Annotated in this window: 10 protein-coding genes; all 10 read right to left on the bottom strand. The window is 73.1% G+C overall.

The features are described 5' to 3' along the window. Positions 1 to 6 precede the first annotated feature (6 nt). The 10 genes from hemC to WME97_RS08660 all read right to left on the bottom strand — a co-directional run bounded on the left by hemC (position 7) and on the right by WME97_RS08660 (position 16,906). A complete protein-coding gene (hemC, locus tag WME97_RS08705; RefSeq protein ID WP_437551077.1) occupies positions 7 to 912 on the bottom strand; it encodes a hydroxymethylbilane synthase in 906 nt (301 codons plus the stop codon). Continuing rightward, positions 909 to 2,498 (bottom strand): glutamyl-tRNA reductase, encoded by a 1,590-nt coding sequence (gene hemA, locus WME97_RS08700; RefSeq protein WP_437551075.1) that lies wholly within the window; start codon positions 2,496 to 2,498, stop codon positions 909 to 911. Before hemA ends, hemC begins: the two co-directional genes overlap by 4 nt. A 5-nt stretch (positions 2,499 to 2,503) precedes the next feature. Beyond that, positions 2,504 to 3,415 carry a cytochrome C assembly family protein gene (locus tag WME97_RS08695; protein ID WP_437551073.1) on the bottom strand — a complete coding sequence of 304 codons (912 nt, stop codon included), beginning with the start codon at positions 3,413 to 3,415 and terminating at the stop codon, positions 2,504 to 2,506. Positions 3,416 to 3,591: 176 nt separating this feature from the next. After that, positions 3,592 to 3,993, bottom strand: coding sequence for a hypothetical protein (locus tag WME97_RS08690; RefSeq protein ID WP_437551071.1), 402 nt, complete (start codon positions 3,991 to 3,993; stop codon positions 3,592 to 3,594). Positions 3,994 to 4,135: 142 nt separating this feature from the next. After that, on the bottom strand, positions 4,136 to 4,954 hold the full coding sequence (pssA, locus tag WME97_RS08685) for a CDP-diacylglycerol--serine O-phosphatidyltransferase (RefSeq protein ID WP_437551069.1): 819 nt from the start codon (positions 4,952 to 4,954) through the stop codon (positions 4,136 to 4,138). A gap of 166 nt (positions 4,955 to 5,120) precedes the next feature. Continuing rightward, the gene (locus tag WME97_RS08680) at positions 5,121 to 8,654 is read right to left on the bottom strand and encodes a hypothetical protein (protein WP_437551068.1); all 3,534 of its coding nucleotides are present in this window, start codon (positions 8,652 to 8,654) and stop codon (positions 5,121 to 5,123) included. Then, on the bottom strand, positions 8,651 to 9,823 hold the full coding sequence (locus WME97_RS08675) for a TolB family protein (RefSeq protein WP_437551066.1): 1,173 nt from the start codon (positions 9,821 to 9,823) through the stop codon (positions 8,651 to 8,653). Before WME97_RS08675 ends, WME97_RS08680 begins: the two co-directional genes overlap by 4 nt. Before the next feature lie 88 nt (positions 9,824 to 9,911). Continuing rightward, the gene (locus WME97_RS08670) at positions 9,912 to 10,460 is read right to left on the bottom strand and encodes a hypothetical protein (RefSeq protein ID WP_437551064.1); all 549 of its coding nucleotides are present in this window, start codon (positions 10,458 to 10,460) and stop codon (positions 9,912 to 9,914) included. Positions 10,461 to 10,895: 435 nt separating this feature from the next. Beyond that, a complete protein-coding gene (locus WME97_RS08665) occupies positions 10,896 to 14,912 on the bottom strand; it encodes a protein kinase domain-containing protein (RefSeq protein WP_437551062.1) in 4,017 nt (1,338 codons plus the stop codon). Between the two features lie 236 nt (positions 14,913 to 15,148). Further along, positions 15,149 to 16,906, bottom strand: a complete 1,758-nt coding sequence (locus WME97_RS08660) for an AAA family ATPase (protein ID WP_437551060.1) — start codon at positions 16,904 to 16,906, stop codon at positions 15,149 to 15,151. Between the last annotated feature and the right edge of the window lie 92 nt (positions 16,907 to 16,998).

Below are 16,998 nucleotides of genomic sequence, written 5' to 3'. Positions count from 1 at the left end.
CACGCCTCAACCCTTCTTGAGCTCCGCCCCGAGGTCCGCCCCGAGGCGCTCGGCTTCGTGCGTGTTGCCGGGCCACGACAGGCGCCTTTCCGCCCTTCGCAACCGGGAGCCGTCGGGCTCGGCGAGGAGCGCCCGAAGCCATATCGCGTCGCCGTCCCGCACCGCATAGGCGGCCACCGGCGTCCGGCAACTGCCTTCCACCGCGGCCATCACGGCTCGCTCGGCAGAGACGCAGATCGTGGTCTCGGCGTCCGCGAGCGTCCCGAGGACGTCACGCACGCTGTCGTCCGCCGTGCGGCACTCGATGCCGAGCGCGCCCTGTCCGATCGCGGGCAACGACACCTCGGGCGACAGCACCTCCGTGGCGCGGCCTTCGAGGCCGAGCCGCTTCAGGCCGGCGAGCGCCAGCACCACGGCGTCGAACACGCCGTCGAACACCTTGCGGAGCCGGGTGTCGACGTTGCCACGGACCGGCTCGATCACGAGATCCGGGCGCGCCTCGCGCAGCGCGACCGCCCGGCGGAGGCTCGAGGTCCCGACCCGGGCGCCCGCCGGCAGCTCCGCGAGCAAAGCGCCGCTCCGGGTGACGAGCGCGTCGCGAGGGTCCTCCCGCGCGGGGATGCAGGCGAGGCACAGCGCCGGGGCGATCTCGGCGGGGACGTCCTTGATCGAGTGGACAGCGAAGTCGGCGCGCCGGTCCAGGAGCGCCTCTTCGAGCTCCTTGATGAACAGCCCTTTGCCGCCGATGTCCTGGAGCGAGCGATCCTGCGTCTTGTCGCCCGAGGTCACCACCTCGAGCTCGCGCAGGGAGAGATCGGGCACCGCCGCTTCGAGGGACCGAGCGAAGGCGCGGGACTGGGCGAGGGCGAGCGCCGAGCGGCGCGTGGCGAGGGTGAGCTCCGTGGGCATCACGCTCCCTTTAGCCCAGCTGCGCTCACGGCCGCGGCAGGATTCGCGACGGCCATGACGCCCGCCTCGGCGGGGCGCCCGCCGGGCTGCCGCGCGTACACCCCGTTGTCCTCGGCAGCCTGGGGGCGCGGATCGGCGTGCCGGGGCGAGGCACCGCCTCGAGCGCCGGAGGCGGGAGGCGCTGCCCCGCGGGCGGAGCGAGGCGTGGGAGGCCCGTCCACCGCGACGCGGAGCTCCCCCTCGGCGAGCGCCGAGGCGGCGGCGTTTTCGGACGGCGCGCCGTCGATGTCGAACAGCTCCCGGAGCGAGTCGACGTGCTCGGCGACGCGGGGATCGCTGGCCATCGCGCGGAGTCGGGTGGTGGGCACGTGGAGCAGCTTGTTCGTGGCGGCGTCGATCATCACCGCGAGGGCCTGGCGCTCGGCCACGCCGAGGTGCCGGAGCTTGCCGGAGAGGCTGCGCTCGACCTCAGCCGCGAGGATGGATCGCGTGCGGGCCCGCAAGCCGACGATCGTGGGCGTCAGGGCGCGCTCGAGCGTCCACGCCTCGAAGGCCTGCGCCTCGTCCGCGACGATCGCCTCGGCCCGCGCCGCCTCGGCGGCGCGCCCCTCGACGGACTGCGCCACGATCTGCGAGAGATCGTCGACATCGTAGAGGTACACGCTGTCGAGCTTGTTGACGGCGGGGTCGATGTCACGCGGGACCGCGATGTCGATGAGAAACAGGCTCCTGCCCTTCCTGGCCTTGCGGGCTCGGCGGACGAGGTCGGGCGTGACCACGTAATTGGGGCTCGAGGTCGACGAGATCACGATGTCGGCGTCGATGACGGAGCGCTCGAGGTCGGCCCAGGGGCGAGGCTCGCCGCCGACCTCGCGGGCGAGCGCGGCGGCGCGGTCCGGGCTCCGGTTGACCACGATGAGGCGGGCGCCGGCGCGGACGAGGAGCTTCGAGGCGGCCTCGGCCATGTCGCCGGCGCCGATGAGCAGCGCGGTGTGACCGGCGAGATCCGCGAAGATCTGGCGGGCGAGATCGATGGCGACGCTGGAGACCGAGACCTGCCCGGCGCCTATCGCCGTCTCCGTGCGCACGCGCTTGCCGACCTTGATGGCGCGGTGGGCCGCGCGGCCGAGCCTCGCGCCGAGGGCCTTCGCCCCGCGGGCCACCTCGATGGCCTCCTTCATCTGTCCGAGGATCTGCGGCTCGCCGACGACCATCGAGTCGAGCGACGCGGCGACGCGGAAGAGGTGGAGGACGGCATCGCTCCCCACGCGGCCCGCGAGGTGAGCCCGGACGGCGTCTCCGCCGAGGCCGACGAGGGTCGCGACGGCGGCGCGCAGCGCCTCGTTGTCGCGCGAGAGCTCCTCGTCGGACGGCGGCGGAGCGCTCCCGGGGCGGGGCGGCGCGGGCGCCTGCTGCCGGGGTGAGGCGTAGATCTCGACGCGGTTGCAGGTGGAGAGGACGAGCGCCTCGCCGATGGCAGGGTGGGACGTGAGGCGCGCGAGCACCTCGGGCAGCCGATCCCGCCCGATCGCGAGCCGCTCGCGCACCTCGATGGGCGCGGTCTTGTGGGAGAGCCCGACAAAGATCACCTGCGCTAGCCTCCGAGCCCCGAGGCGGGACGGATGAGATAGATGATGAGCACCGCCCCGGCGCAGGCGAGCCCCGCGATGGTGCCGTACGCCGCGCGGCGGCCGCGCCAGCCGGCGGCGGCGCGCAAGAGCAGCACGAGCGCGATGAGGAGCCATGTGGCGTAGCCGAAGATGGCGCGCATCACCTCCTCGGCGTTGCCCATCTCGAGCCGGTGCGCCCAGTACGTCCCCGTGACAATGCCGAGCGTCAGCAAGGGGAAGCCGGCGCTCAGGAAGCGATGGACGGCGCGGTCGAGCGTGTCGAGCGGCGGGAGGTTGCCCATGCGCTCCAGATGCCGCTTCCGCTTGAGCCGCTTCTCCTGGACGAGGTAGAGCGCGGCAGAGGCGCCGGCGAGCAGAAAGAGGGCGATCCCGAGCAGGTTCGCCATGACATGCGCCGCGATGAACAGCGGGCTGAGCTTCGGCTCGGGGTGCGGCTTTCCGAGGAAGAACGTGCCGAGCAGGAAGGCGAGCCCGAGCGGCCCGATGAGGAGCCCGAGCGCGTCGATGCGAAAGCGATGGCGGGCGACGAGGTAAACGGCGATCGCGAGGAGGGACGCGACCGAGAGCATGAAATGAACAGAGTGCACCGGGCAGACCCGCGCGACGAAGCTGGCGAGCGTGACGTAGGTCGCGTGCCCGAGGGCGCCCAGGCCGAGCAGCAGGGGCGCGTGCCGCGAGACGGAGGCAGCGACCGCAGCGCTCGGCCGAGCGCCGGGGTCGTGGACGCGCGCCCCCGCGCCGAAGAGGCCCGCGAGGTCCCCCGTGGAGGGGAGCCGGGCGCGGCTGCGGGCGACGTCGAGGAAGAAGAGCGCGCTGGCAAAGCTGTAGAACAGCAGGGCGAGCGCGAAGCTGATCCCGGAGATGACCTCGGGCATGGCCCCGTTATAGCCTGCCTCACCGGGGATGGCCCGCCGGCCGCAGAGGCGGGAGCGTACTCTCGTAGGCCGAGGCCCGACAGCGCGGATGCGCCGGAAGGGGCGGGCGCGAGAGACCGTATCGGCAGCGCCTCGCCACCGCGGGTGGCGCGCGGAAGCGACCGGGCGCGGCGCCGCTACACCTTGCTGGTGAGGAACGCGGCCAGGAGCTCCTCGTCGCTCGTCGGGCTGCTGCTGGTCGCTGTCCCCGCCGGGGCGGCCTTGCGGTGCTCGGCGAACGTGCCCACCGGGGCGCCGATGAACCCCGGGATCACGTCGTAGGCGTTGTCGCCGATGATCATGGACCCCTCGAGGATCTCCGCCCCGAGCTCCCGCAGGAACGCCCGCGTCTTGACCCTGCCGAGGACCTCGTGGATGTCCGCCGAGCCCGTCACCTCGCGGAGCACGCGGATCGCCTCGATGATCTTGTAGCGGCGGCCCTCGGTCTTGATCAGAAGCTCGTCGTTGTTCAGATCGACGCGGTCGCTCGCGATCCAGTCGTCGAGCGCGGCCTGCGGAAAGAACACGCGGTTCTTCATCGCACGCAGTCTACTCAAAAATGAGCCGGAGCGGTTGGGTCGCGATGCCGGCCACCAGGGGTGAGCCCGAGCCGACGCGCTTCATCAGGCCGCAGGCGCCGGCCGCAGGTGCCGACCGCAGGCGCTTCAGGACGCAGGCGCTTCAGGCCGCAGGGGGTACCGTGGGCGGAGGCACCGAGTCCCGACGCAGGCCGCGGAGCCGCGCAGGCAGGTGCCAGAGCGACTCGAAGATCCCGAGCAGCACGTAGAAACCCAGCAACCACACGAGCACGAACGCAGGCTGGAGCTGCGTCGAGATCACCGCGCTCGACCCGACAGCGAACGCCACGAAGAGCACCGTCCGGACGTTGAGCCGGAGATCCTTGAAAGAGCGGAACCGGATGGTCGAGACCATCAGCAGCGACAGGATCGTCGTGGTGACGAGGATCGCCGACGCGTAGCGCTCGCCGCCGATCTCGCCCGCGGCCGCGTGGTTCGCGACCACGATCGAGACGAGGATGCCCGCCGCGCCCGGGATCGGGAGGCCGACGATGTACTTCGAAGGCTTCGTGGGCTTGCCCGCCTCCCCCATGGAGAGGACGTTGAAGCGCGCCAGCCGGACCGCGCCGCAGGCCGTGAAGATGAACGACACGAGCAGCCCCGCGAGATCGAAGCGGTGCAGCGTCCACTGATACACGAGCATCGACGGCGCCACGCCGAACGAGACGATATCGGCCAGCGAGTCGATCTGCAGGCCGAAGGCGCTCTGGGTCTTCGTCATCCGCGCGACACGCCCGTCGAGGGTGTCGAAGAACATCGCGAAGACGATCAGCAGCGCGGCGCGGTAGAAATCATCCTCCGACTGCGCGGTCGCGGAGCGCCGGATCGAGTCGAAGCCACAGAAGATCGATGAGAGGGTGATCAGGTTCGGAAGCAGGAACAGCGTCTTCCTGAGCTCGAACCGCCGTCGCTTCCGGATCATGCCGCCTCCCGTTTAGGCAGGCCAGGCTATCGCCGCAGGGACCGCGAACGCAAGCGCCGAAGCGCACACGCGAGTCGCTAGAAGGTTACCGCGAGCCAGGATCCGGGATCGTTTCATCTCACCGTCAGCTTCGTTTCATTCGTCGTTTTTGCTTTTCCGCCGTCGTTCAACGCGCGGGCTGCGCCATGCCCGGCTCGCTCCATACCGCCTCCGGGATCTCCGCGCCGGGATCGAAGCGGCACACCATCGGGCGGAGCTCGACGGCCGGGCCGCTCGATCCGCCCACAGCGACCGCCGAGGCCGCCGCGGGCCGGAACAACCACGCCTGGGCGAGATCGCCCGGGATGATCGCAGAGCGGGGCGCCCGCCCGATCGCTCGCGCCTCCCAGCCCGCAACACACGGCGCGGCAGGCGTACCGTGGAGCACCGTGGTGGCGGTCAGGAGCACGGTGAACTCGGGCGGGCTGGAGGGACCAGCGGCGTCCACGACGAGCACGGGGTGGCGTGTGCCCGGGAACAACGCCGTGCTCCCGAGGAAGAGCGGCGCCTCCTGGCGCGCGGTCGCCGCGCGTTCGGCGGCAGAGCACGGGCGCGGCGCGTCTCCGAGGTCGAACGGCGTCGGCAGCGGCAGCGCGGGGCCGAGCGTGCCATCCCCGCGGAACGGCTGGAAGATCGACCACGCCGCCGCGTGCCCGGGGTGGGCGACCAGCGTCGCCACGCCGATCGACCGTCCAGCGTAGGTCCAGTCGGTGTGCACGATCCGATCGCGGTCCGCCGGCGGAGCGACCGAGACGGCATCGATCGCCCACGCGGCGCCCGAGCCCGGCGCGGCGGATGCGCCGGCGGGAGGCGCCGGGCGGTGGGCGAGCAGCATCCCGATCGTCGGGCCGTTCGACGCCTGCCGGACCATCCCCACGCCGACGGGCTGGCCGTCCGCCAGGACCGCGTCGGCGCGCACGTCGAGGCTGCCGTGAAGGCCCGACGCGGGCCAGGACGGGAAGTCGAAGCGCTGGAGCTTCCCCGGCGGTTCGTAGAAGAACGTGAGCGCCGACTGAGCGCTGCCGGAGTGCGGCCTGATGAAGAGCCCGCGCAGCGAGACCGACAGGAGCGCGGGATCGAAGAAGTCGTCGGGGGGCGGCGCGCGGCGCGAGGCCGCGCCTCCCGGGCCGGCCTGCGGCCGGGCGCCCGCGCGCGGCTTTCGCGCGGCCTCGGGGACGACCTTCACGTCGCCGAGCTCGAACGGGCCGGCGTCGGGGATCGTGCCGCGGCCCGAGGTGCCATCCATCCAGTTCTCCCAGGCGACCTCGACGTTGCGCATCGGGGCCCCCGGCGCCGCCGCGCCGCCCGGGATCCGCAGGCGCGCCACGGCGTAACCCTCCATCTGGGAGGTGACGTTGGTCGCGACCCGCGCTCGCCCGAGCCCCGCCGGCACCGCGGGCAGCAGCGATCGCGTGACGACCCGCGCCTCCCCGGCGCCGGACTCGGGGAGCATCGCGGAGACGACGTCGACGGCGCCGTTCGGGGCGCGCGTGAGCAACGACCACACCGACCGCCCGCGCAAGAGCTCGTCGCCGTCGGGCAGGCCGAGGCCGCTCGAGTCGACATGGTCGACGCGCGTCCACTTCGAGGACGACAGCGTCTCGCAGATGATGGGCGTGCGCGCGGAAGGCTGCCCGCGCGGGGCCGGATCCGGCGCGCGCGACAGCGCGCCGTCGGCCAGGCCGCCCCAGCCGACGCGGGTCGCCACGTCGCCGAAGAGGCAGCCGCTGGCGCCGCACGTGATGGTGAGCTGGGCCTCGGAGACCTCGCGCGAGAGCGCCGGCATCTCCGGGAGCTCCGCCCAGCTCACGCCGCCGTCGAGCGACTCCCAGAGCGCCGCGACGTCATCGCCGCTCGGGCGCGCGCGCGACGCGAGCGCGAGCACGCGCCGCCCGAAGCCGGCGAGCGCCGCGCTCTCCGGCGGGGTCGTCGCCGTGAGCACCCGGCCGTCCTCGTCGGCGGTCAGGTACGTGAGCGAGCCGCGCTCCGAGAGCAGCAGGCCGACGGCGCCGTCTTCCGCCGGGCGCAGCGCGCTCTCCTCGACGACCTCGAACCCCTCCGGCGAGGGACCGTCGCCCGGCCCGCCCTCCTCGTCCTCGTCCTCGGCGCCGTCAGCCTGCGGGGCGGGCAGCGCGGCGGTCGCGTCGAGCGGCCGCGGCGCGAAGGTCTCGCCCCCGTCGTGCGAGACGAACAGCGCGAGGCGCTCGTCCTTGCCGCGGAAGCCGAGGAAATACGCGGAGCGCCCGTCCGCCGAGAACGCGGGCAACACGGCGGGCGCGCCGAGCGTGGGGGCCGCCGCGAGGGCGACCGCGGCGCGATCCTCGTCGTGGGCGCCGTCGTGGGACAGGAGGAGCGGCGCGGTCGGCTTGCAGCTGTCCGCGCCGTCGCTCGGCTTGCAGACGCCGGTCAGGAGCGCCGCGCCATCGGGCGCCACCGCGACGCCGACCTGGTCGATGTCGGGCGTCTCCAGCGTGACGGCCGGCGACCACGCGCCGCCGCCATCGTCGCTGCGGAGCACCCGCGCCACGACGCGATCGCCGTCCGGCTCGGCGCACACCGCGACGACGCGCCGGCCGTTCGCGCCGAGCTTGATGCTCCCGCAGTCGCCCGTGCCCGGCATGGCCGCCTCCTTGAGCGGCCCCTCGATGGGGCCGCTCGCGAAGAGCCACGGCGCGCCGGCGTCTTCCGGGCGGACCGCCTCGACGTAGCGATCGCCGCTCATCGCGGCCCGCCCGATCGACACGGCGGAGGCGGACGGGACGCGCGGGGTCGTCACGTCGAGCTCGACGTCGGCCCGCGGGAGCGTCGCCGCGCTGCGGGAGAACGCGGGCGTGCGCCGCGGATCCCAGGTCGCCGACGCGAGGAGCCCCTCGGCGAGGAGCTCGCCCCCGAGGGCGCCGACCCGCGAGAGGCCCATCGTCGGGAGCGGCGCCCGCGACCAGGTGCCCCCGCCGTCCTCGCTGGCGAACAGCGCCTCCGGCAGCGCGAGCACGAGCGCGCGGCCGCCGTCGGCCATGGCGACGCCGAAGGCGCGCGCCGGGGCCCCGCCCTGCCCCGCGGCGCCGTCGAGCAGCACCGGCTTCCAGCCGAGCTCCTCGCGCCACCGGAGCACCCCGCCGCCCCGGGTCACCCCGATCAGCGAGCCGCCGGCGCCCGCGACCTGAAGGAGCGGCTCGGGCGGAGAGAGCGCCCGCGTGAGCTGGCCGAGCGGCGAGGAGGCCTCGTAGATCGCGCCGCTCGCGCCGACGAACATCCAGGAGGCCGGCGAGCGCCGCACGATCGCGGTGAGCTCCTCGGGCGCGGGCGAGGCGCTCGTCCTGCCCTGGCCGGCGCAGCGCGCGGCCTGCGCATCGGGCCCGGCGGCGCTCGGCGGCGGCGTGGACGCCCGTGGATCGGGCGTCACCGTCCACCGCTGCCCTCCCTGGGCGACGACGACGCAGCCGGCGCCGGCGAACGGCGCCCACGCGACCGCGGCGTCGGGCGCCGCCGGATGGTAGCTCCAGCGCGCGGGCGAGGTGTAGGCCGCGCCCGCGGCGTCCGGCGACGGGAGGGTGGCCTCGGCAGGGCGGGGCGGCTGCGCCGGGGCGCCCGAGCAGCCCGCGAGCGCGTACGCCGACGCGAGCGCGAGCGGCGCGCGGGTCCGCGACGGCGGCGCGGTCATTCGACCCAGCGGGCGACGAACAGGTTGGTCTCGCCAGGCTTCGCGCCGTACCGGTTCGAGGCGAAGACGACGTGCTCGCCGGTCGGCGAGAACATCGGGAAGCTGTCGAAGCCCTCGTAGAAGGTCACGCGCTCGACGGGCGGCACGCCGTCCGCCGCCGGGGGCGCGTCGGAGTCGACGAGGTAGAGGTCGAAGTTGGGCATGCCCCGGGCGCCCTGCGGGGTGCTGAAATCGGAGGCGAAGAGGATCCGCCGCGAGTCCGGGAGGAAGTAGGGCGCGAAGTTGGCGCGGCCGTTCCTCGTCACCGGGCGCGGGTTCTGCCCGTCGGCGCCCCCGACGAAGATCTCGAGCGCGCTGGGCCGCACGAGCCCCTTGGCGAGCAACGCGCGGTAGTCGTCGAGCGCCGGTCCGGTGGGGCGGCTCGCCCGCCAGACCAGCTTGGTCGCGTCGGGGGAGAAGAAGGCGCCGCCGTCATAGCCGGGCGTGCTCGTGATGCGCTTGACGTCCGAGCCGTCGAGCTTCGCCGTGTAGAGCTCGATGTCCCCGTCGCGCGTGCTCGTGAACACGAGGCGCGAGCCGTCGAACGCGACGGTCGCCTCGGCGTCGTAGCCCTTGCCCTGGATGAGGGGGCGGAGCTCCGAGCCGTCGGCGTTCGCGGTGTAGATGTCGAACTCGTCGAGCGGCCAGACGTACCCCTGCGAGTGGTCGGGCTTCGGGGGGCACGCCTCGCCGGCGGCGTGCGTGGAGGCGAAGAGGACGCGCGCCTGGGCGGAGGCCGCGGGCGCGGGGAAGAGGAAGTAGCCGCAGGTGGTCTTGCCCTGGCCGTTCGAGACCCGGCGGACCTCGCCGCTCTCCAGATCCAGGATGTACTGCTGGTCACATTTGTTCCCGTCGCGGGTCGACTGGAACACGAGCTTCCTGCCGTCGGGCGACCAGTAGGCCTCGGCGTTCTCTCCGCCGAAGGTGAGCTGCCGGAGCTCGGCGAAGTGCTTCTCGCGCGGATCGGCGGCGACGCTCTTGCCGGCGCGGATGCGGAAGGGAAGCCACTCGGGCTTCGCCGTGGTCGTCGCCTCCGGGATCTGGCCGAGCGGCTCCTTCGGTCGGGGTTCCGAGGAGGCGCAGGCGGCGAGCAGCAGGCAGGCGAGCGGGGCGGGCAGCCTTCGTTTCATGGCGGCGCGACCATAGTACGAAAGCGGCGAGCCGTCGCGGGGAGGCGCCCGCAGCGGGTCAGCCCGAGGCGACGGAACCCCGGACCGGCTACTCCCGGAAGACGGTCACCGTCGTCGGCGTCGTATGGCCACCGCCAACGCAGTTCGGGAAGCTGCCGTCCGACGTCGGAGCGCCGCAGATGTCGTCGCAGTCGCCGAGGACGTCGACGATGCAGCCCTGCGTGTCGACGCCCGTCCCGCCGCACACACGGCTGATGAGCGTCGAGCCGGGCGACTTGCACGCGAACCGGCGCTGCTCCGGCGCGAAGAGGTCGCCGAAATAGGCTCCCTCCCGTTGAGGGAAGGCATCCCGCTCCGCTTGATCCGAGTCAAGGGCCTTGTGCTTGCCACGCATCGAGAGGGGCACGCTTTGCCCGACATCGTTGATCCTGGCCAGCATGCAGGCCGAGACCCAGCCTTGGCAGTGAGCGTTGCACTTCCCATGAGCTCGGCCCCACTCGAGCGCAAGACCGATGCTCCCCTCGAAGGTATAGGTCTCGCCGTCCAGGGAGACCTGCACGGATTGCCCCGCCGGGAGCGCGCAGCTCGCCACGTACGTCAAGAACTCGCGGGCCAGGGGATCGCGCAGCGCCCTCATGACATCACTGCTGCTCGCGACTGCGTCGCTCGTCAGCGGGTTGCCAGTGAGCGCTTCCGTAGCAAGCGAGTCTGTCGCGAACGCACTCTCCACGAGCGCTTCCTTCGTGAACGCATTCCGCGTCACCATCTCTTGCTCCGCCGTGCCGCCGGCTGCCTCCAGGGGGTCAGCCTCGCCGATACAGGCCGGGAGAACGCACGACAGGCCCAGGAACGAGATTGCGAGTTTGAAACGGTATTGCATAGCCCCCTCCTCACAAATGAAACACGCATCAGGAATTTCCTCAACGACTTTTACGGAGGAACCCTAAAATTCCGCGCCTGCGGTGACGTCGTGAGAACGGCGAGGAAACGGTCGTTCAGGCGCGCTCGTGGGCAGCGCACGGCACCTGGAAGAGCCGCGAGCAGGGAATCCCACGTGCAACGGAGCGCGAGTTCATGGAGCGTCTCGGTCGCCGAGCCAGCGCGCCGCGAGCGCGAGCGTCTCGCCGTTGTCGAGCGCAGACAGAAACCGTTCCCGGTAGCGAGGATTCGAGATCTGCCCGGCACGGGACATCACGCTGTCGCGTGCCCGCGCGATCGCGTCGAGCGCCTCGGCCTGCCGGCCGCTCGCGAAGAGCGCCTCGGCCCGCACGAGCCGGATCAGCGACTCGCCCTCCTCGACCGCGCCGAGCGACTCCAGGAGGGAGAGCGCATCGCCGGAGAGCGCGAGCGCCTCCTCGGCGCAGCCCTTCCGGAGCAGGACCCGCGCGGAGAGGGCCCACGCCGCCGCGCGCATCGGCGGCGCGCTTCGCAGGAGCTCCGCAGCCGCGCGGGCCTCGGCCTCGGCGGCGCCGAGATCGCCGCCGAGCAGCGCCGCCTTCCCCAGGTAGGCGCGGGCGATCCCCTCGGCTCGCGGATCGCCCAGCCGCTGGAACGTCGCGATCGCCTCGGCCTGGACCCGCCGGGCCTCGTCGAGATTGCCGCGGGCGCTCATCACGTTGCCCAGGTTGGTGCGGGCGACCGCGGCCAGATCCGTGAGCTCCATCTGCTCCGCCGCGCGCAGCGCGGCGCGCAGCGCGGCCTCGGCCCCCTCGTAGTCCCCGAGCTCCATGGTGATGGCGCCCAGGTTCACCCGCAGCGAGCACGCGTTGCGGCGATCGCCGCTCCGCTCGAACACCTCGAGCGCCGCCTCGATGCCGTCGAGGCAGGCGCCGAGATCGCCGGAGGTCATGGTGCGGATGGCGCGCGCCTCGTAGAGCCTGGCGAGCACCTCGACGTCGAGCGGCCGCTCCTCCTCCCCGCTGCGCTCGAGGGCCTCGATGATCCCGTCCGCCACCGCGTAGCGGCCGCCGAAGGCGAGCCAGTTGGCCCCCTCGACGAGGCAGACGTCCCTCCCGGTCAGCGCGCCCTCGCGGGGCGACGCGCCCCGCGCCGTCGCCACCCAGGACTCCACGCGATCGAAGGCCCCCTGCTTGCCAGCGGCCGTGACCACCCAGGTCACGGCGGAGTACCAGGACGGCGAGCCCGGCTCGAACAGCGCGACGGCGTCGAGCGCGCGCTGCTCGGCGACGGCGAAATCGCCACGCCACACGCGGGCCTCCGCGTCGACGAGGAGCAGCCCGCCCGCCTCTGCCTCGGTCGCGCCACACGCGAGGCCGCGCTCAGCGCGGCGGATCGCGGCGAGGAGATCGTTGCCGCGCAGCGCCTGCTCCGCCGCGCGCCGGTACCACGCCGCCGCGCGCCCCGGCTCGGCGCCGCGCTCGAAGTGCTCCGCGAGCTGCGCCGCGTCGCCCTTCCCCTCCCCTTCGAGCCACTCGCCCGCCAGCCGGTGGCCGAGCCGCCGGTCGTACTCCGTCAGCGCCCCGTACGCCGCCTCCCGCACAAGGCCGTGCCGGAAGCTGTACTCGGCGTCGTCCGCGCCCGCGTCGATCGGAGGGCCAGGCTCGGGCGCCCCGGCACGGCGCGCCGGCGGGGCCTCGCGCTCGGGCCCGCCCCCGGGCCCGCGCGCGGACGACGCGGACGACGTGGAGGAGAGGCTCTCACCAGGCGCGCCGCCCCGGCCAGGCGGCCGCCTCGGGGTGATCACCTCGCGCTCGACGAGCTCGGCGAGCCGGATCGCCACCTCGGCGTCGGCGCCGCCGAGCAGCGCGGCGACGCCGGCGGGCCGGAAGCTCTGGCCGAAGACGCTCGCCGCCCGGAGGACACGCCGCGCCTCGGGATCGAGCGCCTCGAGCCGCGCCTGCACCATCGCCAGCACCGTCTCCGGCAGCGCGGCCCCTCGCCCCTCGGCGGCAGCGCGGATCTGCTCTTCCAGGAAGAAGGCGTTGCCGTCGGCCCGCTCGATCAGCGTGCCGATGATCTCCTCCGTGACGGCGCCGCCGAGCGCCTGGCGCGCGAGCCGCTCGCTGGCGCGGCGCGAGAGCCCCGTGAGCTCGATCTCCTGCACGCCGCGGCCGGCCCACAGCTTCGGGAACATCTCGCGCACCTCGGGCCGGCCGAGCGCCAGCACCATGAGCGGCGCGTCGCGCAGGTTGCGGAGGGCGCTGTTGATCATGCCGACCGTGGGCAGGTCGCCCCAGTGCATGTCCTCGAGGACGAGCAGCACCGGCTGCGCCGCGCACTCGGCGCGCAGGAACTCCTCCCACGCGAGGTGCAGCTGATCGCCCATGAGCACGGAGCTCCGCCGCGCTGCCCTGAGCGCCTCGCTGGCCTCGTCCGGGAAGGGCGTCCCCACGAGCTCGCCAAGGAAGGGCGCGACGTGGGCGCCGCGCTCGCCGTGGTGACCGACGCGCTCGCGGATCCTGCGGTGCACCGCCGCGGCCGGCGCGCCGTCGGCGACGCCGAGCGCGCGGCGGAGCACCTGCGCCAGGAGGCCGAAGGCAGAGCCGGCGCTCATGGGGTCGCCGCGCGCGATCCAGACCGCCATCGGCTCGTCCCGCGCCCGGAGGCGCCGGAGCAGCTCGACGCGCAAGCGCGATTTGCCCATGCCGGCGGGGGCCGTCACCAGCACCGCGGACGGGGTCTGCTCCTCGATGCACTGGGCGAACGTCGCCTCCAGGAGCGACAGCTCGCGGTCACGGCCCACGCACGGCGTCGGCTTGCCGAGGAGGCGCGGCACCGCCTCGAGGTCGTCGCACTCGCCGCGCAGGAGATGGCCCGCGTGATCCGACCCGAGATCGAACCGCGCGCCGAGCAGGCCGGCCGTGACCTCGTCGATGCGGACCACGCCGAGCCGCGCCTCGTCGCCGGCGAGCAGCGCGGCGGCCTGATCGATGAGCTTGCCGATGGGAGAGCGGGCGGTGATCTCGGCGCGCCCCGAGACGAGCGCGACGGGCGCTCCCCCGAGCAGCACCTGCATCGCGAGCGCGCACCGCGCCCCCCGGGCGGCGAGATCGGTCGGCGCGACGAGGCCGGACAGCACAACGACGGGAGAGCGCGCCTCGATGATCTCGAGGCGGCCCTGGTGGCGCTCGGCCAGGGCGCTGAGCGCGCGCACGCGGAGCGCGTCCTCGCCCTCGGACCGGGTAGCGTCGCTGTCGAGCGCGCCGTCGCGGGCGAGGAGGAGGCAGATCATCCGGCGCTCGCCGGTCGTCAGCTCGGGCGTCGGGCCGCCCATGGGCACGGGGAGGCCGCGCCGCGAGGCCGGCGCGAGATCGCCGAGCGACCCGAGCTCGGCGGCCACGGCCGCGCCGTCGCGGGGGCGGTCGCGCGGGGCCTTGGCGAGCATGCGCGTCACGAGGTCGTCGAGCGCGGCCGGGACCTCGCCGCGGAGCTCCCGGAGCCGCGGCGGATCCTCGAGGAGGACCTTCACGAGCACGGAGAGGCCGTCGTTGCCGACGAACGGGGGCCGGCCGGTGAGGCAGCGGTAGAGGATGCAGCCGAGGGCGAAGACGTCGGCGCGGGCGTCGATGGCGACCTCGCCGCGCGCCTGCTCGGGGGCCATGTAGCCGGGGGTGCCGAGCATCACGCCGGGCATGGTGAGCTCCTGGCCGGCGTCCGCGACGCGCACGACGCCGAAGTCGAGCAGGGTGACCTCGTCGACGGAGCCGCCGACGAGCAGGAGGTTGCTCGGCTTGAGGTCGCGGTGGACGATGCCGAGCCGGTGGAGGGCGCCGAGCGTGGAGGCGACGCGCACGCCCAGCGAGCGGCTCTCGGGGACGGTGAGCGGCTCGCGGAGCAAGCGCTCGGCGAGGGTCTCGCCGGAGAGCCACTGCATGGCGAGGTAGAGCTCGCCGCCCTCGGTCGTGCCGTGGGCGACGTACCCGACGACCCCGGGGTGACGGAGCGCGGCGAGCGCGTGAGCCTCCCGGCGGAAGCGGTGCGACTCCTGCGGGCCCGTGCGCTGGAGGATCTTCAGCGCGACCGGCTCGCCCGTGAGCCGATCGCGGGCGCGGAAGATCTGCGCCATGCCGCCGGAGGTCGCGTGCCCTTCGATCTCGAAGCGGTCGGCGACGATGTCACCAGCGCGCATCAGCGGTACCCCTGAGACGACTCAGAGAGCCGCAGCGCTCGCCTGTGGGGTGCTTCGGACGAGCTCATCGCAGCGACCGAGGATATCCAGAACTGCAGCGCTCCCCGTCAGCAAATTGTGCTGTAAGCAAGGCAACGTCAGGGACCGCAGCGCGGTGAGCTCGCGGCGAGGGCGGATCCGAGGTAGTGCGCCTCACCACAACGAACAGCGATGTGCCCGACGTCTGCCCGAGTCGATTAGCCCTGCGGGTGTCCGTCCTTGGCGCCGGGGAGGACCTCATCGACCAGCCTCACCCAGGCGCGCTTTCCGTCGAAGACCGCGACCAGCTCATGCACGGGGGCGGCGCCGGCGGCGACCAGCTCGACCGCGTAACGGCGATCACGGACTTGCCGCGCCGCGGCGAGGAGCGCCTGCTCCGGGGTCTCGCCTCGCTGTGGCACCTTGAGCTCCAGCACGACGCCTGGACGGCCCGGCGCGCGCGGCCGCACGAGCAGGTCCGCGCGGCCGAGGCCGGACTCACGGTTCGAGCGAACGTCGTAATCACCCTCGAGCTGCACGAGGAGGCCAAGGATGAAGCCGTGATACAGCTTCTCCGGCTCCCGGCCGGCGGGGTCCTGATAGGACATCACCGTGACGAGCAGCCGCTCGATCAGCGCCTCCAGCGACGGGGCGTCGCCGCCGAGCAGCGCGCGGATCAGCGCCTCGGCGTGCCTCCGCTCGGGGAGCCCGCGCCGGAGCCAGGAGCGGAAGAGATCGCGGTACGCGACGCGGACCTCGAGGTTGGGAATGGCGAGCGAGGCGGTGACCTCGCCGAGCTCCTCCCGCACCGCCGTGGTCGTGAGGTAGCCGGAGAAGAGGAGGAAGCTCCACAGCGCCTCCGGCTGCTGGTCCAGATCGCGCAAGACGATGTTCTCGTCGATGCGCGCCTCGACGGGCTCGCCGCGCAGGAGCGCCTCGGTCTCGCTCGAGAGCCCGAGCCCCCGCCGGGCGATGAGGTGCTGGAGGAGCTCGGTCGAGGCGGTGTTGACCCAGTACGGCCGGAGAGCGCCGCTGGCCACACAGTTGAGAATGGACCAGGGATTGTAGATGACCTCGCCGCCGAAGCGATATCCGTTGTACCACGCGCGTACCTCCTCGAGGCGCGGCAGCGTGGGGTCCGGGAGCGGCGCCGGCTGCGCTGCGGAGACGCCGTCGGGCCGCGCTTGCTCCAGGACGCTGGCGACCTCGGCCTCGGTGAAGCCAAACGACGTTGCGTAGCGGCGATCGCTCAGGATCGACGACACGATGACGTTGTTCAGGCCGGAGAAGAGGTTCTCCCGGGCGACCCGCAGCACCCCCGTGAGCGCCCCCTTGAAGAGAGAGGGGTTGTCCTTGAGGGCGGCAGAGAAGAAGTTCCGGAAGAACAGCGTCACCTCGTCGAAGAAGCCGTTCAGGTACCCGGACTGGATGGGGGTGTCGTACTCGTCGATCAGGATGGCCACCCTCTGACCGTGGTGGCGCGCGAGGTAATCGGAGAGCTCTCTCAGCGAGCCACGGCAGTCTTCCTCGGAGATCTCGCCGAGGAGCATGTGCTCGTAATGTCGCCGCTCATCGGGGCGGAGCGCGTCGCTCTTCAGCAGGTGTTGATGCTGGCTGTAGAGGCGCTGAACCTCCGTGCGAATCGCGTCCAGCGTGGTCTCGTAAGAGAGGGTCTTGATGTCCTTGAACGTCAGAAAGAGGACGGGGTACCGCTGGAAATGCTCACGGGCCGCCGGGTCGTTCCAGACGGCGAGATCCTGGAACAGCGGGGAGAGGTCCTCGTCGCGTTTCCCGATAAAATACGCGAGGGTGGAGAGGTTCAGGGTCTTTCCGAAGCGGCGCGGTCGCGGGAACAGGACGACCTGCGCAGGATCGGCGAGGAGCTGTCCTATGAAGGGTGTCTTGTCGACATAACCCGCGCCCGCATGGCGGAGCTCGCGAAAATCGGACTGGCCGAGGGCGGGGACGAAGGGCATGGCGACTCGCGGCGCGCAGGGGGCTGTCGCTCGACGTGATGGTGTCGACGCTGCCAGACAGAGCGCGCGGGGGACTGTCCCCGGCCGCCCCC

The organism is Sorangium sp. So ce367 (assembly GCF_051520455.1).
Taxonomy (GTDB): domain Bacteria; phylum Myxococcota_A; class Polyangia; order Polyangiales; family Polyangiaceae; genus Sorangium; species Sorangium cellulosum_B.
The sequence above is the reverse complement of the archived record's forward strand: the minus strand, read 5'-3'. Positions and strand labels throughout refer to the sequence as shown.

Excerpts from the sequence above, each read along its gene's own strand:
- pssA (WP_437551069.1), bottom strand. The coding sequence starts at position 4,954 with ATGATCCGGAAGCGACGGCGGTTCGAGCTCAGGAAGACGCTGTTCCTG.
- WME97_RS08665 (WP_437551062.1), bottom strand. The coding sequence starts at position 14,912 with ATGCGCGCTGGTGACATCGTCGCCGACCGCTTCGAGATCGAAGGGCAC.
- WME97_RS08670 (WP_437551064.1), bottom strand. The coding sequence starts at position 10,460 with ATGAGGGCGCTGCGCGATCCCCTGGCCCGCGAGTTCTTGACGTACGTG.
- WME97_RS08675 (WP_437551066.1), bottom strand. The coding sequence starts at position 9,823 with ATGAAACGAAGGCTGCCCGCCCCGCTCGCCTGCCTGCTGCTCGCCGCC.
- WME97_RS08690 (WP_437551071.1), bottom strand. The coding sequence starts at position 3,993 with ATGAAGAACCGCGTGTTCTTTCCGCAGGCCGCGCTCGACGACTGGATC.
- WME97_RS08680 (WP_437551068.1), bottom strand. The coding sequence starts at position 8,654 with ATGACCGCGCCGCCGTCGCGGACCCGCGCGCCGCTCGCGCTCGCGTCG.
- WME97_RS08695 (WP_437551073.1), bottom strand. The coding sequence starts at position 3,415 with ATGCCCGAGGTCATCTCCGGGATCAGCTTCGCGCTCGCCCTGCTGTTC.
- WME97_RS08660 (WP_437551060.1), bottom strand. The coding sequence starts at position 16,906 with ATGCCCTTCGTCCCCGCCCTCGGCCAGTCCGATTTTCGCGAGCTCCGC.